General features: G+C 64.2%; 21 protein-coding genes. All 21 read left to right on the top strand.

Annotated features, from left to right (window positions below):
• Positions 1-288: 288 nt before the first annotated feature.
• The 21 genes from AAEZ08_RS11475 to AAEZ08_RS11375 all read left to right on the top strand — a co-directional run bounded on the left by AAEZ08_RS11475 (position 289) and on the right by AAEZ08_RS11375 (position 20497).
• Positions 289-2079, top strand: a complete 1791-nt coding sequence (locus AAEZ08_RS11475) for an SLC13 family permease (protein ID WP_003283504.1) — start codon at positions 289-291, stop codon at positions 2077-2079.
• Between the two features lie 91 nt (positions 2080-2170).
• Positions 2171-3448 (top strand): bifunctional O-acetylhomoserine aminocarboxypropyltransferase/cysteine synthase, encoded by a 1278-nt coding sequence (locus tag AAEZ08_RS11470; RefSeq protein ID WP_500124311.1) that lies wholly within the window; start codon positions 2171-2173, stop codon positions 3446-3448.
• Positions 3449-3527: 79 nt separating this feature from the next.
• Positions 3528-3965: a thioredoxin TrxC gene (gene trxC, locus AAEZ08_RS11465; RefSeq protein WP_500124310.1), complete on the top strand. Its 438-nt coding sequence runs from the start codon at positions 3528-3530 to the stop codon at positions 3963-3965.
• A 193-nt stretch (positions 3966-4158) separates the two neighbouring features.
• A complete protein-coding gene (locus AAEZ08_RS11460) occupies positions 4159-4884 on the top strand; it encodes a beta-ketoacyl synthase chain length factor (RefSeq protein WP_500124309.1) in 726 nt (241 codons plus the stop codon).
• Positions 4860-5666, top strand: a complete 807-nt coding sequence (locus AAEZ08_RS11455) for a lysophospholipid acyltransferase family protein (protein WP_482695332.1) — start codon at positions 4860-4862, stop codon at positions 5664-5666. Before AAEZ08_RS11460 ends, AAEZ08_RS11455 begins: the two co-directional genes overlap by 25 nt.
• Positions 5647-5910 (top strand): phosphopantetheine-binding protein, encoded by a 264-nt coding sequence (locus AAEZ08_RS11450; RefSeq protein ID WP_102826210.1) that lies wholly within the window; start codon positions 5647-5649, stop codon positions 5908-5910. Before AAEZ08_RS11455 ends, AAEZ08_RS11450 begins: the two co-directional genes overlap by 20 nt.
• A gap of 12 nt (positions 5911-5922) precedes the next feature.
• Positions 5923-6180 carry an acyl carrier protein gene (locus tag AAEZ08_RS11445; protein WP_482695330.1) on the top strand — a complete coding sequence of 86 codons (258 nt, stop codon included), beginning with the start codon at positions 5923-5925 and terminating at the stop codon, positions 6178-6180.
• A gap of 64 nt (positions 6181-6244) precedes the next feature.
• Positions 6245-6820 carry a COG4648 family protein gene (locus AAEZ08_RS11440; protein ID WP_500124308.1) on the top strand — a complete coding sequence of 192 codons (576 nt, stop codon included), beginning with the start codon at positions 6245-6247 and terminating at the stop codon, positions 6818-6820.
• On the top strand, positions 6817-8493 hold the full coding sequence (locus tag AAEZ08_RS11435) for an ApeI family dehydratase (protein WP_500124307.1): 1677 nt from the start codon (positions 6817-6819) through the stop codon (positions 8491-8493). The genes AAEZ08_RS11440 and AAEZ08_RS11435 overlap by 4 nt, the downstream gene beginning before the upstream one ends.
• Positions 8490-9314, top strand: coding sequence for a glycosyltransferase family 2 protein (locus tag AAEZ08_RS11430; protein ID WP_500124305.1), 825 nt, complete (start codon positions 8490-8492; stop codon positions 9312-9314). Before AAEZ08_RS11435 ends, AAEZ08_RS11430 begins: the two co-directional genes overlap by 4 nt.
• Positions 9311-10255 (top strand): lysophospholipid acyltransferase family protein, encoded by a 945-nt coding sequence (locus AAEZ08_RS11425; protein WP_482695325.1) that lies wholly within the window; start codon positions 9311-9313, stop codon positions 10253-10255. The genes AAEZ08_RS11430 and AAEZ08_RS11425 overlap by 4 nt, the downstream gene beginning before the upstream one ends.
• Positions 10248-11780 carry an HAL/PAL/TAL family ammonia-lyase gene (locus AAEZ08_RS11420; RefSeq protein ID WP_500124304.1) on the top strand — a complete coding sequence of 511 codons (1533 nt, stop codon included), beginning with the start codon at positions 10248-10250 and terminating at the stop codon, positions 11778-11780. Before AAEZ08_RS11425 ends, AAEZ08_RS11420 begins: the two co-directional genes overlap by 8 nt.
• Complete coding sequence (locus AAEZ08_RS11415) at positions 11773-12198, top strand: acyl-CoA thioesterase (protein WP_482695323.1); 426 nt, start codon at positions 11773-11775, stop codon at positions 12196-12198. The genes AAEZ08_RS11420 and AAEZ08_RS11415 overlap by 8 nt, the downstream gene beginning before the upstream one ends.
• Positions 12195-12809 carry an outer membrane lipoprotein carrier protein LolA gene (locus AAEZ08_RS11410; protein ID WP_500124302.1) on the top strand — a complete coding sequence of 205 codons (615 nt, stop codon included), beginning with the start codon at positions 12195-12197 and terminating at the stop codon, positions 12807-12809. Before AAEZ08_RS11415 ends, AAEZ08_RS11410 begins: the two co-directional genes overlap by 4 nt.
• A 4-nt stretch (positions 12810-12813) precedes the next feature.
• A complete protein-coding gene (locus AAEZ08_RS11405; protein ID WP_500124345.1) occupies positions 12814-15147 on the top strand; it encodes an MMPL family transporter in 2334 nt (777 codons plus the stop codon).
• Positions 15134-16378, top strand: a complete 1245-nt coding sequence (locus tag AAEZ08_RS11400; protein ID WP_482695320.1) for an NAD(P)/FAD-dependent oxidoreductase — start codon at positions 15134-15136, stop codon at positions 16376-16378. Before AAEZ08_RS11405 ends, AAEZ08_RS11400 begins: the two co-directional genes overlap by 14 nt.
• A gap of 10 nt (positions 16379-16388) precedes the next feature.
• Positions 16389-16898 carry a DUF3261 domain-containing protein gene (locus AAEZ08_RS11395; RefSeq protein WP_500124301.1) on the top strand — a complete coding sequence of 170 codons (510 nt, stop codon included), beginning with the start codon at positions 16389-16391 and terminating at the stop codon, positions 16896-16898.
• Positions 16895-18091 (top strand): beta-ketoacyl-[acyl-carrier-protein] synthase family protein, encoded by a 1197-nt coding sequence (locus tag AAEZ08_RS11390; RefSeq protein WP_500124299.1) that lies wholly within the window; start codon positions 16895-16897, stop codon positions 18089-18091. Before AAEZ08_RS11395 ends, AAEZ08_RS11390 begins: the two co-directional genes overlap by 4 nt.
• Positions 18088-18540, top strand: coding sequence for a hotdog family protein (locus AAEZ08_RS11385; RefSeq protein WP_500124298.1), 453 nt, complete (start codon positions 18088-18090; stop codon positions 18538-18540). Before AAEZ08_RS11390 ends, AAEZ08_RS11385 begins: the two co-directional genes overlap by 4 nt.
• Positions 18537-19265, top strand: coding sequence for a 3-oxoacyl-ACP reductase FabG (gene fabG, locus AAEZ08_RS11380; RefSeq protein ID WP_482695315.1), 729 nt, complete (start codon positions 18537-18539; stop codon positions 19263-19265). Before AAEZ08_RS11385 ends, fabG begins: the two co-directional genes overlap by 4 nt.
• The gene (locus tag AAEZ08_RS11375; RefSeq protein WP_500124297.1) at positions 19265-20497 is read left to right on the top strand and encodes a beta-ketoacyl-ACP synthase; all 1233 of its coding nucleotides are present in this window, start codon (positions 19265-19267) and stop codon (positions 20495-20497) included. Before fabG ends, AAEZ08_RS11375 begins: the two co-directional genes overlap by 1 nt.
• Positions 20498-20519 lie beyond the last annotated feature (22 nt).

Here is a 20519-nt window from a genome sequence, read left to right as displayed (position 1 = left end):
TTTCAGCACCCCTGCTGATAGTTCTCTACGCTCGCGCCAGGTGGATCGAGTCCGTGTGGGCTCGCCACCATCAAAAGCCCCCGCGATGCGCGGCTTTTCGTCGATCTCCCTGAGGCCGTGACGCTACCTAATGAAGCCTCTGCGCCTGGCCGCTCGGCTACCCGCCATTAATAACCAAAACGCATATAAACATCAGGAAAGGTTTCTGGACTCTCTAAGCTGACGTCTCTATCGTGCGCCGCGGGGTCGTTGTTTCGACTTGCCTACTCGCCATCCTTAAGGACGTTCATGCTTCCAGAATCGCTGCCGCTGTTGTTCGTCTGCGCCTTGTTGATCTGGGTGTTGGTGGCGTTCGTAAGGGAGAGCTGGAGCCCGGATATCGTCGTGGCGATTGCTGTGGCGGTGCTGCTGGCGACGCAGCTGCTGACGCCCGGCGAGGTGCTCGGCGTGCTGTCCAACTCGGCTCCGGTCACCATCGCCTGCATGTTCATCATTTCCGCGGCACTGGAACGTACCGGCTGCATCGATGCGCTGGGCAATTGGCTCGGCAATTTGGTGGGCACCAGCCCTACGCGGGTTCTGTTCGGCCTGACGATCACCGCGCTGGTGATTTCCGCCTGCCTCAACAACACACCGGTGGTAGCGATCCTTACCCCTGTGGCGATTTCGCTGGCCAAGCGCGCCGGCACTACACCCTCCAAGCTGCTGATTCCGCTTTCGTACGCGACCATCCTCGGCGGCACGCTGACCATGATCGGTACCTCGACGAACATCCTCGTTGACGGGGTGGCGCGCAAGGCGGGGCTGGAGCCGTTCGGCATGTTCGAGATCACCGGGGCGGGCTTGATCATGGCTGCCGCGGGCATGGTCTATCTGCTCACCATCGGTAAACACCTGCTGCCGGAGCGCGACACGCTGTCCAAGCTGCTCGGCCCGCGGCTGGATCGCAATTTCATGACCGAGCTGCGCGTGCCGTCGAACTCGCCGGTGATCGGCAAGACCATCGCCGAGGCCAACCTCAACGGCGGCAGCGGCCTGCAGGTGCTGCAGGTGAATCGCGACACCCAGCTGTTCAGCCGCCCGGAGCATGACTTCACCCTGACCGCCGGCGATCTGTTGATGATCCATGGCCAGGTAAAGGACGTGGTGGAGCTGCGCGAAAGCGGCCACCTCACCTTCAACCGTGGCGACGCCTTCGAAACCATCAGCAGTGAAGACGTGATCCTGGCCGAGGCCATCGTTGGCCGCGGCTCGCGCTACAGTCACCGACCGATGCGCGACCTCGACCTGTCCGCGCGCTATGGCATCAGCGTGCTCGCCGTGCACCGCCAGGACGAGAACATTCAGGGCAACTTCGACGACTTCCAGCTGCAGTTCGGCGACGTGATGCTGGTCGAAGGCACGCCGGCGCAGATCAAGCGCTTCGCCGATAACGGTGAGCTGATCAGCCTCAATGCCGTGCAGGAGCGCGCCTTCCGCCGCGACAAGGCGCCAATTGCGATCATCGCCACGCTGGCGGTCATGGTATTGGCAGCCTTCGGCGTGATGCCGATCGAAGGCCTGGCGATCATCGGTGCGGCGTCGGTACTGGCGACCCGCTGCCTGGATGTCGAGGATGCCTATAAAGCGGTGGACTGGAAGATCCTCAGCCTGATCTTCGGCATGCTGGCGATCAGCATAGCCATGGACAAGGTGGGCCTTGTGCAGCTGATCGTGCAGAACGTAACGACGCTGACGCCCTGGGCCGGACCGCTGTTCATGCTGTCTTTCATCTACCTGCTGACCTCGCTGCTCACCGAGATGCTGTCGAACAACGCAGTGGCCGTACTGATCACGCCGATCGCCATCGGTCTGGCCCAGCATATGGGTGTCGATCCCCGGGCGTTCGTGGTCGCGGTAATGTTCGCCGCCAGCGCCAGCTTCGCCACGCCGATCGGTTACCAGACCAACACCTTCGTCTATAACGCCGGCGGTTATCGCTTCACCGACTTTCTCAAGATCGGCATTCCGCTGAACCTGCTGCTGTGGATGGTCGGCACGCTGGTGATCCCGTTGTTCTGGCCGCTTACGCCGCTTTGACGGCAAGGCTTGCCCTGGATCATTGACCGAGTAGGCGTTGGGTTTCATGCTCTCGGCCTTTGCCCCGACCAACAAGAAGAAAGGAGCGCGCATGAAACTGGAAACCCTCGCCATCCACGCTGGCTACAGCCCTGATCCCACCACCCGAGCGGTGGCGGTGCCGATCTACCAGACCACCTCCTATGCCTTCGACGACACCCAGCACGGTGCGGACCTGTTCGATCTGAAGGTACCGGGCAACATCTATACGCGCATCATGAACCCCACCACCGACGTGCTCGAGCAGCGTGTCGCAGCGCTGGAAGGCGGTGTGGCGGCACTGGCCGTTGCCTCGGGAATGGCAGCGATCACCTACGCCATCCAGACCATCGCCGAAGTGGGCGACAACATCGTCTCGGTGGCCAAGCTATACGGCGGCACTTACAACCTGTTCGCCCATACCCTGCCGCGCCAGGGCATCGAAGTGCGCTTCGCCGCCCATGACGATATTGCCGCGCTGGAGGCGCTGATCGACAAGCGCACCAAGGCGGTGTTCTGCGAATCGATCGGCAACCCTGCCGGCAACATCATCGATCTCGCCGCGCTGGCCGAAGCCGCGCACCGCCATGGCGTGCCGCTGATCGTCGACAACACCGTTGCCACACCGATGCTCTGCCGGCCGTTCGAGCATGGCGCGGACATCGTCGTGCATTCGTTGACCAAGTACATGGGCGGTCACGGCACCAGCATCGGCGGCATCGTGGTCGACTCGGGCAAGTTTCCCTGGGCACAGCACAAGGAGCGCTTCGCCCTGCTGAACACGCCGGATGTGTCCTACCACGGCGTCACCTATACCGAGGCCTTCGGCCCGGCCGCCTTCATCGGTCGCTGCCGCGTGGTGCCGCTGCGCAACATGGGCGCGGCGATCTCGCCGTTCAATTCATTTCTGATCCTGCAGGGGCTGGAAACCCTGGCGCTGCGCATGGAGCGCCATTGCGAGAATGCACTGAAGGTCGCCGAGTACCTGCAGGCTCATCCGCAAGTGGCCTGGGTGAAATTCGCCGGGCTGCCGGATCACCCCGAACATGAGCTGGCGCGCCGCTACATGAACGGCACCCCGGCATCGATCCTCTGCTTCGGCATCGAAGGTGGCATGGAGGCCGGCGCGCGCTTTATCGATGCGCTCAAACTAGTGGTGCGCCTGGTCAACATCGGCGACGCCAAATCCCTGGCCTGCCATCCGGCGAGCACCACGCACCGCCAGCTGAATGCCGAGGAGCTTGCCCGAGCCGGTGTTTCCCAGGATCTGATCCGGCTATCCATTGGTATTGAGCACATCGACGACATCCTCGCCGATCTGGCCCAGGCGCTTAGCGCCTCGAAGGGCTAAGACCGCACAACGGCACGCTGCGGCTTGATATCCCGCAGCGAGGCTCCACATTAACGGCATACCGCTGTGGAGCCTCGCCATGACCGAATCACTGATCGTCCCCTGCGCGCACTGCGCCAGCCTCAACCGCATTCCTGCCGACCGACTACAGGACGCGCCGCGCTGCGGTCGTTGCAAGGCCGAGGCTCTGACGAGTGCACCGTTCGACCTGCAACAGAGCCAGTTCGCCAACCAGATCAAGGGCGACCTGCCGCTGCTGGTGGATGTCTGGGCCAGCTGGTGCGGCCCCTGCCGCAGCTTCGCACCGACCTTCGCCCAGGCAGCCAGCCAGCTCCAAGGCCGCTGCCGCCTGGCCAAGCTCGACAGCGAAGCCAATGCACAGCTGTCGACGCAACTCGGCATCCGCTCCATCCCCAGCCTGATCCTCTTTCGTGAAGGCCGCGAGATCGCTCGGCAGAGCGGCGCAATGCCGTTGCCACAGCTGATGGCGTGGCTAGCGCAGCAGGGCGTGCGGTAGCCGTTGCCTGACAACGGATTTGCGACCTAGTTCCACAACTCTCGCGACCTCCTATCCGGATCTGTATCGCAATGTTTGCCTAGTGTTCATCGCACTTGGATAATGCCCGCTCTTCTCAAGCGGCACTTCCAATGCAAGCAATACACGGACGTCAGTGCGCATGCCACGCGGGTTCGCGAGTGGCCGTGCCGGCATGAACGCAATACGCTTCGACATCGACCAATGGCAGGCCTGGGCTCCGGGCCGTACCTGCCACGCCGACTGGTTGCGTTGGACGCAAGCCGACGATTGGCGGAGCGATCCCGAAGCTCAGCCGGACGTGGCCTTTCTCCCGGCGATGCAACGCCGCCGCTTGAGCCGTCTGGCGCGGATGGTCTTTGCCGTCGCCACTCCGCTGGCTGAGAACCAGCCCCCAATGCCCCTGGTATATGCCTCTCGACATGGCGAAACCACGCGCAACTTCGCCCTGCTCAGCGACTTAGCGAATGAACAACCGCTTTCGCCTACTCAGTTCAGCCTGTCCGTACACAACGCCATCGTCGGCCTCTGGTCTATCCTGCAGGGCGACCCCAGCGAGATGACGGCGCTGGCGGCCGAGGGCGATGGGCTCGAACATGCCGTACTGGAATCCGCCCTACTACTGAACGAAGGCGCGCCGGCCGTGCTGCTGGTAATTGCCGAGGAGCTACCTCCTGAGGCCTATCGGCCCTGGATCGAAGATGGTTGCATTCCTTATGCCTTGGCGCTGCGCCTGACCGCTGGCGATAGCTGGCAACTGCAACTGCAAGCCGCCGATGAAACCGCGCCGCAAAAGCCGCAACCCCACGCGCTGGAGTTGATCAGGTCCCTGCTCAGCGACCACGCCCAATTCACGCATCAATGGAAGACGCGCAAATGGAACTGGCAGCGGACTCGCTGAAGCGGCCCAACGTGCCGTGGTTGTGGCGACTCGTCGCCACCGGCCTGTCGTTCGCCCTGTTCGGCGTCGGCGCCCTTTGTCTACGCCTGATCATATTTCCGCTGCTTTCGCTGCTTCCGGGCGATGCCACTGCGCATCGTCGCCGTGCGCGAAAGACAGTCAGTCAGCTGTTCTGGCTGTTCGTACAGTTCATGTATCGCAGTGGCGTGCTGACCTATGAGGTTGAAGGCGCAGAGCGGCTGGGGCGCCCCGGCCAGTTGATCATCGCCAACCACCCGTCGCTGATCGACGTGGTGGTGCTGATCGCGCTGATTCGCGACGCCAACTGCGTGGTCAAGCAGAGTTTGTGGGACAACCCCTTTACCCGCGCGCCCATTCGCGCGGCGCAGTACATCAGTAATAACGGCAGCGCCGAGATGCTAGACGAAGCGGCCGAAGCGCTGCAGCAAGGCCAGACGCTGATCATCTTCCCCGAAGGCACCCGCACCACTCCCGGCCAGCCGCCACAATTCCACCGGGGTGCCGCCGCCATCGCCATGCGCGGAGCACAGTTGGTGACGCCCGTGGTGATCAGCGTGACGCCTACTACCCTGACTAAAGCCGAACCCTGGTATCGCATTCCTTCTAAGCGCTTCCACTTTCATCTGCGTGTGGGCGATGACATCGACCCACGACAATTCGCCGCCCTGGGCGCAGCACCTATCGCCTCGCGACGCCTAAACGACCATCTGCACCGACACTTCATAAAGGAGCTCGCATTCGATGAGCCAACTCAAGCTTGAAATCAAGCAACTGATCATCGACGCCTTGGGTCTGGAAGACCTCGGCCCGGACGACATCATTGCCGACCAACCTTTGTTCGGCGAAGGTCTTGGCCTGGATTCGGTGGATGCACTGGAGCTGGGCCTGGCTATCCAGAAGCGCTTCGGCATCAAGATAGACGCCGACGCCAAGGACACCCGCAAGCACTTCGCCAACGTCGACAGCCTGGCAGCCTTCGTCAGCGCCAACCGTGCCACCGCCTGAGGAGTATCTCCCGTGAACAGCCGTAACGAGATTTTCCAGACCCTGCGCGATGCCCTGGTCGAACTGTTCGAGCTCGAGCCAGAGCGCGTCACCCTCGAAGCCAACCTCTACCAGGATCTGGAAATCGACAGTATCGACGCCGTTGACCTGATCGATCACATCAAGCGCCAGACCGGCAAGAAGATTGCCGCCGAAGAATTCAAAGCTGTGCGCACCGTAGGCGACGTGGTCGAGGCGGTTTACCGCCTGACCAGCACGGAAACAGCCTGACAAACGCCGCAGCGTCACGGTTGAGTGACTTGCAGCGTACCCAAGGCATTTTCCGGACTCTCTGATGCTCACACGTTTTTCCAGAATCCCGACCGGCATGGCCCGGATGGCGGGCTTCGCGCTTCTCCTTGCCGGGCTGGCGTATCCCTTTGCCGTCTATTTCGGCATCGGGCACCTCTCACCGCGTGTTTTTGCCGCGCTGCTCGGGGCGCTGTGGTTCGCCCGCCTGCTGAGCAGCGGCCGGTCCGCAAGCCGCTGGACGGCTGGCGTTGCGCTGCTGTTCTGCCTGCTGCTGGCGCTGCTCGACAACGCCGTCCTGCTGCGCTGGTATCCGGTGCTGATCAATGCCGCCATGCTCGTGCTGTTCGCCGGGAGCCTGCTCAGCGGCATGCCCGTAATCGAGCGGCTGGCACGGTTGCAGGAACCCGACCTGCCGACAGCCGGAGTGCACTATACGCGGCAGGTGACCAAGGTCTGGGTGGGCTTCTTCATCGTCAACGGCACTATCGCCGCCGCTCTGACGCTGTGGGCGCCGTTGGCCTGGTGGACCCTGTACAACGGTCTGATCGCCTATCTGTTGATGGGATTGCTGTTCGCTGGCGAATGGCTGATACGTCAACGGGTCAGGAGCCGAACATGAACTGGATTGCAATGTGCGAGCTGCTGATGCCTACCGCATCGCGCCCGATAACCAGCAACCCTGAAATGGGCCTCGGCCAGCTGCAGCAAGAGGCGCTCCAACTAGCCGGCGGATTGCAACAGCGCGGCGTGCGAACCCTCGCCGTGCACCTGGAGGACGCCGGACAGCTGGCTATCGCCCTGCTTGGCGCCTGGCGCGCCGGGGTGCGCGTACTATTGCCTGCCGATCTGCAGCCTGCCAGCCGAGCACGGCTGAGCCCGCTGGCGGAGCTCTGGCTGACCGATCAAGCTGACGACCCATGCCTGGCGGAGCTCCTGGCTGAACCCCTCGCCGCCGCCGAGCTCGATCCCGATCTGCTAGGCCTTACGCTGTGCACCTCCGGCTCCAGCGGCGAGCCTAAGCTGATCGACAAACGCCTGCATCAGCTCGCCAGCGAAGTGCAGGCACTCGAAGCGCTGTGGGGCGCCGAGCTTGGCGATGCCTGTGTAATCGGCAGCGTCGCCACGCAGCACATCTATGGACTGCTGTTCCGCGTGCTCTGGCCGCTGTGCTCCGGTCGTCCGGCGCTGCGCCGGGCTCTGCCTTTTGCCGAGGACATGCAACTGGCCAGTCGCGCCCAACCGGCGTTCTGCTGGGTCGCGAGCCCGGCGCTGCTCAAGCGCATGGGTGACAACCTCGACTGGCCGGCGCTGCGTCAGGTGCGCCGAGTATTCTCCTCCGGCGGCCCGCTCCCTGTCGAAGCCGCGCAACGCCTGCAGGAGCGCCTTGGCCAGTGGCCAACCGAAATCTACGGCAGCTCGGAAACCGGCGGCATTGCCTTGCGCCAAGGTGGCGAGCTGTGGCAGCCGCTACCGGGCGTCGACCTGGGCCAGAACGATCAGGGTGCGCTGCGCGTAACGTCGCCATGGTTGCCGCGCGGCCATGTGGAGCAAACCGCCGATGGCGTAAAGCTGCAACCCGATGGCCGCTTCGTCCTGCGCGGCCGACTGGATCGCATCGTCAAGCTGGAGGAAAAGCGTATCTCTCTGCCCATGCTGGAAGGCGCACTGGGCGAGCACCCATGGGTTGGCGAAGCGCGCCTGGGCGTCATTCAGGACAACCGGGCCTACCTCGGCGCACTGGTGGCGCTCAGCGAAGCCGGCCTTTTCGCCCTGCGCAATCAGGGGCGTCGTACCGTTACTCAGACGCTGCGTCGGCATCTTGCTTCACACTGCGAAGCATTGGCGCTGCCGCGACGTTGGCGACTGGTGCGTGAACTGCCGAGCAACGCTCAAGGCAAGCTGCCGCAGGCCGAGCTGGACGCCCTGCTGCAGGCACCGCGGCCTCGGCAACCGGAACGCCTGCAACTGCAGTGGCAGGACCATCATTGGCAGATCGAACTCGGCGTGCCATTGGACCTGGCCCACTTCAGCGGCCATTTTCCGCGCACGCCGGTACTCCCCGGCGTCGTCCAGATCGAGTGGGCGATAAACCTGGCACGCGAACTGATCGACGATCTGCCGCCGCGCTTCGGCGGCATGGAAGTGCTGAAATTCCAACAACTCGCCCGCCCTGGCGACCGACTGCAGCTGAGCCTGCGATTCGATCACGAGCGCGGCAAGCTGTACTTCACCTACCACAACGACGGCAAACCCTGCTCGTCCGGACGCATCCTGCTGGGAGCACAGCAATGACCACCTTGAACGAGTTGCCTCCCGTGACGGTTGCGGCGACCACAGCAGCAACAGTGGTTGCCCCTTCCCCGCAGCCGGAGGATGACTGGTTCAAGCCCTGCGCACTGATTCCGGTGTACAACCACGAACGCAGCCTACCTGCCGTTGTCGCCGCATTACGTGCCGCGGACCTGCCCTGCGTGCTGGTGGACGACGGTTCACAACCTGCCGCCGCCGCAGTCATCGACCAACTCGCCGAGCAACCCGAAGTCTTCCTGCATCGTCACCTACGCAACCAAGGCAAGGGCGGCGCGGTAATCAGCGGACTGCGCGAGGCACAGCGGCTGGGTTTCAGCCATGCGCTGCAGGTCGATGCCGACGGCCAACACGATCTTTCCGGCGTCGAGCTGTTCCTCGACCGCGCCAGCCAGGCACCGGATGCGCTGATCTGTGGCTATCCGCAATACGACGCCAGCGTGCCCAAGGGCCGCCTTTACGCCCGTTATCTGACCCACGTATGGGTCTGGATTAACACGCTGTCGCTGTCGATCCGCGATTCGATGTGTGGCTTTCGCGTCTACCCGTTGGCGCCAACGCTGGTGCTGATCGACAGTGTGCGCCTGGGCCGACGCATGGACTTCGACACCGAAATTCTGGTGCGCCTGCACTGGCAGGAGCAGCCGATGATCTGGCTGCCAACGCGGGTGCATTACCCGCAGGACGGCATCTCGCACTTTCGCCTGTGGCTGGACAACGCGCTGATATCCGCCATGCATGCGCGGCTGTTCTTTGGCATGTTGCTGCGTGCGCCTAAGCTGCTCGCACGGCGCTTGCAGCGATGAGCGAAGCACCAGTTGCCTCGCATTGGGCTGCGCAACGTGAGCGCGGCAGCTTTGCACTGATGCGCTTGACCGCCTGGGCCGTGCGGGTGCTTGGCCGGCGGGCAATGGCGCCGCTGCTCTATATCATCGTGCTGTATTTCTACCTGTTCGGTCGCAGCGCCCGCGACAGCGCCCGCGAGTACCAGCGCAACCTCGCTGACTGGAGCAAGCGCAGCGAGCTGCAGCCGCGCGCCATGTCGGTCTACCGTCAATTCATGAGCTTCGCCGAGGCGCTGCTGGACAAGCTGGATGTTTGGAGCGGGCGCGTTGGCCGTGAGCGTCTGGTGATCCACGACCCAGCGAATCTGCACGCTAGCTTTGCCAGCACACGCGGCCAGCTACTGGTCGGCTCGCATCTGGGCAATCTGGAGATCTGCCGGGCCTTGGCAGAAATGGGCGGCGAAGTGCAGATGAACGTGCTCGTGCATACCCGCCACGCCGAACAATTCAACCGCCTTCTCGATCAATCCGGTGCCGATAATCTGCGGCTGATTCAGGTCAGCGAGCTGAACCCGGCGACCATGCTGCAGCTGTCCCAGCGTCTGGAGCGAGGCGAATGGCTGGCCATTGCCGGTGATCGGGTGCCGCTGCACGGTGGGCGTACTGCAGAGGTCGCCTTTCTGGGACAGCCCGCGGCACTTCCCCAGGGCCCCTGGCTGCTTGCCGGCCTGCTCGAATGCCCGGTGAACCTGTTGTTCTGCCTCAAACATGAAGGTCGTTTCCATGTGCATCTGGAGCCCTTCGCCGAGCGCATCCACTGGCGCCGCGCCGAGCGTGAAGCGGTGATCAAGCAGGCGGTGCAGCGCTACGCCGATCGCCTCGCCGCACGCTGCCTGGAGGCACCGCTGCAATGGTTCAACTTCTACCCTTTCTGGAACACACAGGACCGACGTCGTGACTGAGCCCGTGATCTTTGGCGAAAACCATCTGCGCATCGAAGATGTGCTGGCCGTGGCGCAACGCCGCGCACCGGCCGGGTTGCAAGCGGACGAAGCGTTCCGCAGCCGCATCGCCCGCGGTGCGCAGTTTCTCGACACGCTACTGGATCGCGAAGGCGTGATCTATGGCGTCACCACCGGCTATGGCGACTCCTGCGTGGTGGCGGTGCCGCTGCATCAGGTCGAAGCGCTGCCGCAGCACCTGTTCACCTTTCACGGTTGCGGCCTGGGCAAGCTGCTGGACGCCGAAGCCACCCGCGCCGTACTCGCGGCGCGCCTGCGTTCGCTGACCCACGGCATGTCCGGTGTGCGGATCGAGCTGCTCGATCGCATGCAGGCGTTTCTCGAACACGACGTGCTGCCGCTGATTCCTGAGGAAGGTTCGGTCGGTGCCAGCGGCGACCTGACCCCGCTGTCCTATGTCGCCGCCACCCTCGCCGGCGAGCGTGAGGTGCTGTATCGCGGTGAGCGCCGCAGCGCCGCCGAGGTGCACCGCCAGCTTGGCTGGACGCCTTTAACGCTGCGCCCCAAGGAGGCGCTGGCGCTGATGAACGGCACCGCCGTGATGACGGGTCTCGCCTGCCTGGCCTACGCCCGCGCCGATTACCTGCTGCAGCTGGCGACCCGCATCACCGCGCTGAACGTGATCGCGCTGCAAGGCAATCCGGAGCATTTCGACGAGCGCCTGTTCGCCGCCAAACCCCATCCGGGCCAGGCCCAGGTCGCCGCCTGGATTCGCCAGGACTTGGCCATCGACGCCCCAGCTGCACCCCTGCACCGCCTGCAGGATCGCTACTCGATTCGCTGCGCGCCCCATGTACTCGGCGTGCTGGCCGACAGCCTGGGCCTGCTGCGCCAGTTCATCGAGACTGAACTGAACAGCGCCAACGACAACCCGATCATCGATGCCGACAACGAGCGCGTGTTGCACGGCGGACATTTCTACGGCGGGCATATCGCCTTCGCCATGGACAGCCTGAAGAACCTGGTGGCCAACGTCGCCGACCTGCTCGACCGCCAGCTCGCCCTGCTGGTCGATAGCCGCTACAACCATGGCCTGCCGAGCAACCTTTCCGGTGCGCCGGCCGCCACCGCGATGATCAATCACGGCTTCAAGGCGGTGCAGATCGGCGCCAGCGCCTGGACCGCCGAAGCACTGAAAAACAGCATGCCGGCCAGCGTCTTCTCGCGCTCTACCGAATGCCACAATCAGGACAAGGTGAGCATGGGCACCATCGCCGCCCGCGATGCGCTGCGCAACCTGGAGCTGAGCGAGCAGGTCGCCGCGGCCACGCTGCTCGCCGCGCAGCAGGGCGTCTGGCTGCGCCAGCGTCAGAGCGATGCGCATGCGCTTCCCGCGCCGCTGGCAGCCATGCACGCCACGCTGGCCGAGGATTTCCCGCCACTGATCGAAGACCGCGCACTGGAAGGCGAACTGCGCCTGTGTATCGCGCAGATTCGCAACCGGCATTGGAGCCTCTATGCGTAAGGACGGTGTACTGCAGGCCGAGGTTGAGATCCTCGTGCCATTCTTCGATGTCGACTCCATGGATGTGGTCTGGCACGGCCACTACGTCAAGTACTTCGAAGTCGCCCGCTGCGCGCTGCTCGAACGCATCGGCCACAACTACCAGCAGATGCGCGAAGCCGGCTATGCCTGGCCGATCATCGACGTGCAGTTGCGCTACATGCGCGGCGCCCGTTTCAACCAGCGCATCATCGTGCGCGCCGACCTGGTCGAATGGGAGAACCGCCTGAAGATCAACTACCTGATCCGCGATGCCGACAGTGGCGAGCGCATGACCCGTGGCAGCACAGTGCAAGTGGCAGTAGAAATGGCCAGCCGCGAAATGCTGCTGGCATCACCACGGGTCTTTGTCGACGCGGTCGAGCGAGCGCTGGCATGAGGGCAATCACCATAGAGCTGACAAGGCTGCTGGCCGCTGCGAGCCTGCTGCTGATCAGCGCCACGGCGCAGGCGTTCGATCTGCAACAGCTTGCCCAGCAGCTGAGCCAACCTGCCGTGGTGCGCGGAGACTTCATTCAGGAAAAACACCTGCGTGCCCTGCCGCAGCCGCTGACCAGCCTGGGCCGTTTCGTCCTTGCCCGCGACCATGGCCTGCTCTGGCTGCTGCAGGAGCCGATTCGTCAGGACTACCGCATCACCCGCGAAGGCATTGCCAAGCGCAGCGAGCGCAACTGGCTGGCGATCGACCCGAAGGGCAGTTCGGCGCGGCAGAACCAGCTGTTCCTCGCCGTACTGAGCGGCGATACGCTGGCCCTGCAGCGCGACTTCGAGCTTACTCTCAGCGGCGAGCCGAGCGCCTGGCGCCTGCTGCTGGTCCCGCGTGGCGCGCTGCTAAAGCAGGTTTTCGAGGCCATCGAGATCGAGGGCGGCGGCACCGTTGCACAGGTCGAGTTGCGCGAAGCTCAAGGCGACCGCACCGTGCTGCGCCTGCTCGACAGCCAGATCGACGACCACCTCAACACCAGCGAGCAGCACGATCTTGCCAACTGATCAGCTGCCCTCCCGGCGCTGGCCGGCGATTCTCTTCGGCCTCGCGCTGATCGGCCTGCTGGCACTGAGCGCCTGGCAATGGCGCAACGGCCCGCCACTGAGCGCCAATCTGCTGCAACTGCTGCCCAGCGGCAGCCATGACACCCTTGAGCAACTGGCGGCCGAACGCATGCAGGAGCCGCTCAATCGCGACCTGATGTTGCTGGTCCGCCATGCCGACGAACAACAGGCACGCCGCCTGGTCATGGACATCGCTACGGATTTGCAGGAAAGCGGCCAGTTCGAACAGGTTCGAACAACGCTGAACAGCGATCTTCCAGCCGTGAAGCAGCAGCTGTTTCAGCATTCACTGGCCTTACTGACCAGCACCGATCGCGAGCAGCTGATCGAGCATCCCGAGCAGTACATCCTGCAACGCGTCGAGCGGCTCTACGATCCATTTGCCGCAAGTCCGCTGCCGGTGGAACAGGATTGGCTCGGTATTGCCAGCCTGGCGCTGCAGCGCTTGCCGCAGACGGGCAACGTGCGGGCAGATACCGACGGGAGCCTCGTTGCCGAGTACGCGGGCCAGCGTTGGGCCGTGGTTCATGCGCGCAGCCGTGGCGATGCCTTCGACGAGCGCTTGCCGCAGCAAGTGGCTGCGCTGGTCGAAAACACTCGTAACGACGTCGAAGCTGCGGGAGGCGAACTGCTGAGTGCCGGCGGCGTGCTGCATGCCGCGCATGGTCAACGTACGGCGCGCGACGAAGCGAGCCTGATCGGCAGCCTGTCGCTAGGCGCCACGCTGGTGCTCTTGCTCTGGCTGTTTCGTACCCCGCGCATTCTGCTGGCGGCGCTGCCGGTGGCCGTCGGTGCGTTGGCCGGTGCAGCGGCGTGCGTGGCGCTGTTCGGACAGATGCACGTGCTGACACTGGTACTCGGCGCCAGCCTGATCGGCGTCAGCCTGGACTTTCCGCTGCACTACCTATCCAAGAGCTGGACATTGCAACCTTGGCGAGGCCGGCAGGGACTGCAGTTGATCCTCCCGGGCCTGACTTTGGCGCTCGCCACCAACCTGATCGGCTACCTTGCCCTCGCTTTCACCCCGTTTCCGGCGCTGACACAGGTGGCGGTTTTCTCTGCCGCCGGGTTGCTCGGTGCCTTTCTCTGCACCACGTGCCTATTGCCAGTTATCTTCAGCCGCAGCCTCACGCCCTGGCCGCAGCCACTTGGCTGGGCAGGGCACTGGCTGCGCCTGCGCCTGGCGCTGCTGGCGCACCTCGGTACGCCCTGGCTGCTCGCCGGCCTAGGGCTGTTCTGCATGGGCGGTGTCCTGCAGCTGTCGTTCAAGGACGATCTGCGCCAATGGGTGAGCAATGCACCGGAACTGCAACGACAAGCCGAGCGCATTGGCGCGATCACCGGATTTCAGCCCACCAGCCAGTATTTACTCGTCCGCGCCGCAGATGCAGATCAACTGCTCATGCGCCAGGCCGAACTAAGTCGGCAACTGGACGCACTGCAACGCGAGCAGCGGCTAGGTGGCTATCTAGCCCTGAGCCAGTTGGTCGCAACGACCTCCGAGCAAGCGCGACTGCGTGCGGCCCTGCCGCAACTGCTCGCGCTGAGTCAGCCGCTTGAGGCGCTAGGCATTGAGCCCCGTCGGTTACAGGCGGAGATCGAGCGCCTGCAGGCACTCCCGCCGGTGACTATCGAGGCGGCGCTTGGCGGGCCGTTGGGCGAAGCCTGGCGGGCGCTCTGGCTTGAGCAGACAGACGAGGGGGTAGCCGGACTGATCAGCCTGCAAGGCCTACGCGACAGCGCGCCGCTGGCGGCAATCGCCGAGGGTGTTCCAGGTACGACCCTGGTCGATCGGCCAGCGCAACTCAATCAGCTGTTTGCCGATACCAAGCTGCAGGCGGCCGTGCTGAAGGTGCTTGCCAGTCTGTTGATCTTCGCCCTGCTGTGCCTGCCATTCGGCGCCAGCGGTGCCTTGCGCTGTATCGCAGTGCCATTGCTGGCGGCATTGGCGAGCCTGGCCTGCCTGGGCTGGCTTGGACAACCGCTGACGCTTTTCGGGTTGTTCGGCCTGTTGCTGGTAACGGCCATCGGCGTCGATTACGCGATCCTGATGCGCGAGCGGGTCGGCGGTGCAGCGGTCAGCCTGGTCGGCACCCTACTAGCGGCGACGACCACCTGGCTGTCGTTCGGTCTGCTGGCTATTTCCAGCACACCGGCGGTGAGTAATTTCGGCCTCACGGTCAGCCTCGGGCTGGCATTCAGTTTTTTCCTGGCCCCCTGGGCCACCATCGAGCAAGACCCACCACCACATGCAGGGAGCCCCCATGGCGCCGCTTGAGTTGCAACACCGTGAAGTCGTGATCATCGGCGCCGGGCCGTCAGGCGCCATCGCCGGCGCGCTGCTCAAGCGCAAGGGGCACGACGTACTGATCGTCGAGCGGCAACGCTTTCCGCGTTTTTCCATCGGCGAAAGCCTGCTCTCGCACTGTCTGGATTTCATCGAGGAAGCAGGCATGCTCGAAGCAGTGCGCGCCGCAGGCTTCCAGACCAAGCATGGCGCGGCTTTCGGCTGGGGTGAGCGCTACACCGAATTCGATTTTCGCGACAAATTCACCGCTGGCCACGGCAGCACCTATCAGGTCCAGCGTGCCGATTTCGACAAACTACTGGCCGATCAGGCCGAGCTGCAGGGCGTGGATATCCGCTACGAGGAAGAGGTGACCGCCGCAGACTTCGGCGGCGAGCGACCCTGGCTGCAGGTGCGCCGGGCCGATGGCAGCGAATACCGCGTCGATGCCGCCTTCGTGCTTGATGCCAGCGGCTACGGTCGCGTGCTGCCGCAGCTGCTTGACCTGGAAGCGCCATCGGGATTCCCGGTGCGCAGGGCGATCTTCACCCACATCGAGGACCGTATCGACGACCCGTGCTTCGACCGCGAGAAGATCCTCATCACCACCCATCCCGAGCTGCGCGATGTCTGGTACTGGACCATCCCTTTCAGCAACGGTCGCTGCTCGCTAGGCGTCGTCGCCAGTGCTGAACGCTACGAGGGCCGGCCGGTGAACCTGGATGCCTGCCTGCGCGAGTTCGTTCTGGAAGCGCCGAACCTCAAGCGCATCCTCAAAAATGCGCAATGGGACACACCGGCACGGCTGATCGGCGGCTACTCGGCCAACGTCAAAAGCCTGCACGGTCCGGGGTTCGCGCTGCTCGGCAATGCTGCGGAATTTCTCGACCCAGTGTTTTCCTCCGGTGTGACGATCGCCATGCGCTCGGCACACATGGCCGCCGCCGTGCTGCATCGCCAGCTGAGCGGTGAGACGGTGGACTGGGAGACCGAGTTCGCCGCCCCGCTCAAGCGTGGGGTCGATACCTTCCGGACCTACGTGGAGGGTTGGTACGATTGCAGCTTCCAAGACGTGATCTACTACGAACACGCCCAGCCGGAGATCCGCCGGATGATCAGCTCGATCCTCGCCGGCTATGCCTGGGACGAAAAGAACCCCTATGTCGCCGAACCCAAACGCCGTCTGCGCGTACTGGCCGAACTCTGCGCGGCTGATGCATGAGTCGACGGGCATGAAGCGCCTGCTGGTCTGGCTGGCCGTCGTGCTGCTCGCCGGCTGTGCGGCGCGCGCACCGCTGCCGACACAGACACCCGCGCTGAATGTGCCGCTGCAACTGCACGTCCAGCGGCGCGGCAGCGAGCCGGCGGACTGGCTGCTGGTGATCCAGCGTGAAGGGCCGGCCCTGCGCTGGTCGCTGCTCGATCCGTTGGGCATCCCGCTCGCGCGGCAACAACTGCGCGACGGCGACTGGCACGCCGATGGGCTGCTACGACCCAATCCAGACGCTCGCGAACTGTTCGCCGCGCTGCTGTTCGCCTTGACCAGGCGCGACCAACTGGCCGCGTTGTATGGCGGTGAAGCCGAGCAGCATGACCCCGCTGAACGACAGCTGCGCCAGGCTGGCAGCGTACGCTGGCAAGTGCGCTATCGATCCGCACAGAGCTTTGAACTCGACGTGGCGCCGGGTCTGACCTATGGTGTCGCCCCCCTGCCCGAGACCACCGGAAACCAGCACCGATGATCGCCTACCTCAACGCCCTCGGCGTGATCTGTGCGCTCGGCAGCGGCAAGGCCGAAGTCGCCGCGCGCCTGTTCGACGGTGATGCCTCGGGCATGCAAGCCCACCCGCAGCCTGTGGCCGGCCGTCGACTGCCGGTGGGCGCCGTCCGCTGCGCACTGCCGCCATTGCCCGATGAAGATCCGCGTCATGCCACACGCAACAATCAGCTGTTGCTGGCTGCCGCGCTGGAGATCGAAAGCGATATCCGAAAAGCCATCGCACGTTACGGCCAGAGTCGTATCGGCGTGGTGCTGGGCACCAGTACCACGGGCATCCAGGAAGCCGCACAGGGTATTGCCGGCCTGCTGCGTGATGGGCAGTTTCCAGCCAGCTACCACTACGCGCATCAGGAACTTGCCGCGCCGGCCAGCTTTCTCGGCGAATGGCTGCAACTGGCTGGCCCCTGCTATTCGATCTCCACGGCCTGCACCTCCAGCGCCCGAGCGCTGCTCAGCGCCAAGCGTCTGCTTGATGCCGGCCTGTGCGACGCGGTGTTGTGCGGGGGCGTCGACAGCCTCAGCGATCTGACACTACAAGGCTTCAGCTCACTGGAAGCCACCAGCGAGACACTGTGCAATCCATTTTCACGCAACCGCAACGGCATCAATATCGGCGAGGCTGCAGCACTGTTTTTGATGACCCGCCAGGCCAGCGGCGGGAAAGCCATCGCCCTGCTCGGTGGCGGTGCGAGTTCCGATGCCCACCATATCTCGGCGCCTGATCCAGAGGGTCACGGCGCACTGAGCGCCATGCGCCAGGCACTGGCACAGGCAGGCTGCGCGGCTGAGCAGATCGATTATCTGAACCTGCACGGCACCGCCACGAGCCACAACGACGCCATGGAAAGCATCGCCGTGGCCGCGCTGTTTCCCCAAGGCGTGACCTGCTCATCGAGCAAGCCGCTGACCGGACACACCCTCGGCGCAGCTGGGGCGCTGGAGGCAGCGTTCTGCTGGTTGTCGCTGTCGCCATTCAACGCCGATCAGCAGCTACCGCCGCACCGCTGGGATGGCGAGCCCGATCCGGCGTTGCCGGCATTGCAGCTGGTAGCAGCGGGTTCACGCATGAATACAACAAGGCCACGACGGATGATGAGCAACTCCTTCGCCTTCGGTGGCAACAACATCAGCCTGATTCTGGGGGATGCACCGTGATCGACTGGCCCATCGCCGAGCTGCTGCCCCACGCCGGCGATATGATCCTGCTCGACGGGGTCGAGCGCTTCGACGACGACAGTGTGGAAGCCCTGCTACAGGTGCCTGCCGACGGTTTGCTCAGCGCCGCCGACGGCAGCCTGCCGGCATGGGTCGGCGTGGAGATCATGGCGCAGAGCGTAGCGGCCTTTGCCGGCTGCCGTGCACGCCAGGCCGGCCAACCGGTGGAACTTGGCTTCTTGCTGGGCACTCGCAACTACCAGTGCAATGTCGAATCCTTTCCAGTCGGCACCCAATTGCGCGTCCGCGCCATGCGTTCGCTACAGGACGACAACGGCATGGGCGTTTTCGAATGCCATCTCGACGGCCCCGGCATCCATGCTGAGGCGCGTCTGAACGTGTTCCGCCCGCCCGAAGTGGCGAGTTACCTACAAGAGCCTGCCCCATGACTGAAACCGTCCTCGTCACCGGCTCCAGCCGCGGCATCGGTCGCGCCATCGCGCTGCGCCTGGCCCAGGCTGGCCACGACATCGTGCTGCACTGCCGCTCGCGTCGCGACCAAGCCGAAGCGGTCCAGGCCGAGATCCAGGCGATGGGTCGCAGCGCGCGCATCCTGCAATTCGACATCGCCGACCGCACCGCCTGCCGGCGCGAGCTGGAAGCCGACGTCGACGCACACGGCGCCTACTACGGTGTCGTCTGCAACGCTGGTCTGACCCGCGACGGCGCCTTCCCGGCACTGAGCGACGACGACTGGGACCAGGTGCTGCGCACCAATCTGGACGGTTTCTACAACGTGCTGCAGCCCCTGACCATGCCGATGATCCGCCGCCGCCAGCCGGGGCGCATCGTCTGCATCACCTCGGTATCCGGACTGATCGGTAACCGCGGCCAAGTCAACTACAGTGCATCCAAGGCTGGCGTCATGGGAGCGGCAAAAGCCCTGGCAGTGGAGCTGGGCAAGCGCAGGATCACCGTCAACTGCGTCGCGCCCGGACTGATCGACACCGAGATGCTCGATGCCGAGCTCCCCATTGAGGAAATGCTGAAGATGATTCCGGCACAGCGTATGGGCACCGCGGAGGAAGTTGCCGGAGCGGTGAATTTCCTGATGTCTGGCGAGGCGGCGTATATCACCCGGCAGGTCATCGCCGTAAACGGAGGGCTGTGCTGATGAATGGCAAACGCGTGGTCGTTACCGGCATGGCCGGTATCACGTCGCTGGGCAGTGACTGGCCGAGCATCGAAGCCAATTTCAGCGCCAACCGTAGCGGCATCCGCCGTATGCATGAATGGGATCGCTTCACTGAACTGAATACACGCCTGGCGGGCCCTGTGGACGACTTCGTCGTACCGGCGCACTGGACTCGCAAACAGTTGCGCAGCATGGGCCGCGTGTCGCGGCTGTCGGTGCTGGCCGCCGAGCGCGCACTGGCTGACGCCGGCCTGCTGAACGACGCCACGATCCGCGATGGTCGCATGGGCGTCGCCTGCGGCTCGTCCACCGGCAGCACCGAGGAGATCAAGGCGTTCGGCAACATGCTGCTGAACTCGGTGGCCGACGGACTCAATGCCAACTCTTATATCCGCATGATGCCTCACACCACCGCGGCGAATATCAGCATCTTTTTCGGCCTCACCGGCCGCGTGATTCCCACCTCCAGTGCCTGCACCAGCGGCAGCCAGGGTATCGGCTACGCCTACGAGGCGATCAAGTTCGGACGCTTGCCGCTGATGCTCGCCGGCGGGGCCGAGGAGCTGTGCGCTACCGAGGCGATGGTTTTCGACGCGCTCTACGCCACCAGCCTCAAGAACGACGCACCGCATACCTCACCACGTCCCTATGACAGCGATCGGGACGGCCTGGTGATCGGCGAAGGCGCCGGCATGCTGGTGCTCGAGGAGCTGGAGCATGCCCTGGCGCGTGGGGCGAAGATTCATGCCGAGCTTGTCGGCTTCGGCAGCAATGCAGACGGCCAACACGCGACCAAACCCGAGCAGCTGACCATGCGCCGGGCCATGGAGCTGGCCCTGGAAGACGCAGGTCTCGCGCCTGCTGCCATCGGCTACGTCAATGGCCACGGTACGGCCACCGAACAGGGCGACATCGCCGAAACCCTGGCCACCCAGGCGCTGTTCGGCAGCCGCATGCCAATCAGCTCGCAAAAGTCTTTCCTCGGCCACACGCTGGGTGCCTGCGGCGCGCTGGAATCCTGGTTCAGCATCGAAATGCTCAACCGCGACCACTACATCCACACACTGAATCTGGATGCCGTCGACGCGCGCTGTGGCGAACTCGACTATTTGCGGGGCGCGCCGCGCACCATGCAGCACGAGTACGTGATGAACAACAATTTCGCCTTTGGCGGGATCAACACTTCGCTGATCTTTCGCCGCTGGCCCTGAGGGCTTCCCCCAACAACAACGC

Origin of the sequence: Pseudomonas sp. E45-MNA-CIBAN-0222, assembly GCF_040310405.1 — a bacterium.
Taxonomy (GTDB): Bacteria; Pseudomonadota; Gammaproteobacteria; order Pseudomonadales; family Pseudomonadaceae; genus Stutzerimonas; species Stutzerimonas stutzeri_AC.
The sequence above is the reverse complement of the archived record's forward strand: the minus strand, read 5'-3'. Positions and strand labels throughout refer to the sequence as shown.

Coding starts and splice junctions, on each gene's coding strand:
- AAEZ08_RS11475 (WP_003283504.1), top strand. CDS start 289: ATGCTTCCAGAATCGCTGCCGCTGTTGTTCGTCTGCGCCTTGTTGATC.
- AAEZ08_RS11470 (WP_500124311.1), top strand. CDS start 2,171: ATGAAACTGGAAACCCTCGCCATCCACGCTGGCTACAGCCCTGATCCC.
- trxC (WP_500124310.1), top strand. CDS start 3,528: ATGACCGAATCACTGATCGTCCCCTGCGCGCACTGCGCCAGCCTCAAC.
- AAEZ08_RS11460 (WP_500124309.1), top strand. CDS start 4,159: ATGAACGCAATACGCTTCGACATCGACCAATGGCAGGCCTGGGCTCCG.
- AAEZ08_RS11455 (WP_482695332.1), top strand. CDS start 4,860: ATGGAACTGGCAGCGGACTCGCTGAAGCGGCCCAACGTGCCGTGGTTG.
- AAEZ08_RS11450 (WP_102826210.1), top strand. CDS start 5,647: ATGAGCCAACTCAAGCTTGAAATCAAGCAACTGATCATCGACGCCTTG.
- AAEZ08_RS11440 (WP_500124308.1), top strand. CDS start 6,245: ATGCTCACACGTTTTTCCAGAATCCCGACCGGCATGGCCCGGATGGCG.
- AAEZ08_RS11435 (WP_500124307.1), top strand. CDS start 6,817: ATGAACTGGATTGCAATGTGCGAGCTGCTGATGCCTACCGCATCGCGC.
- AAEZ08_RS11430 (WP_500124305.1), top strand. CDS start 8,490: ATGACCACCTTGAACGAGTTGCCTCCCGTGACGGTTGCGGCGACCACA.
- AAEZ08_RS11425 (WP_482695325.1), top strand. CDS start 9,311: ATGAGCGAAGCACCAGTTGCCTCGCATTGGGCTGCGCAACGTGAGCGC.
- AAEZ08_RS11415 (WP_482695323.1), top strand. CDS start 11,773: ATGCGTAAGGACGGTGTACTGCAGGCCGAGGTTGAGATCCTCGTGCCA.
- AAEZ08_RS11410 (WP_500124302.1), top strand. CDS start 12,195: ATGAGGGCAATCACCATAGAGCTGACAAGGCTGCTGGCCGCTGCGAGC.
- AAEZ08_RS11400 (WP_482695320.1), top strand. CDS start 15,134: ATGGCGCCGCTTGAGTTGCAACACCGTGAAGTCGTGATCATCGGCGCC.
- AAEZ08_RS11395 (WP_500124301.1), top strand. CDS start 16,389: ATGAAGCGCCTGCTGGTCTGGCTGGCCGTCGTGCTGCTCGCCGGCTGT.
- AAEZ08_RS11390 (WP_500124299.1), top strand. CDS start 16,895: ATGATCGCCTACCTCAACGCCCTCGGCGTGATCTGTGCGCTCGGCAGC.
- fabG (WP_482695315.1), top strand. CDS start 18,537: ATGACTGAAACCGTCCTCGTCACCGGCTCCAGCCGCGGCATCGGTCGC.
- AAEZ08_RS11375 (WP_500124297.1), top strand. CDS start 19,265: ATGAATGGCAAACGCGTGGTCGTTACCGGCATGGCCGGTATCACGTCG.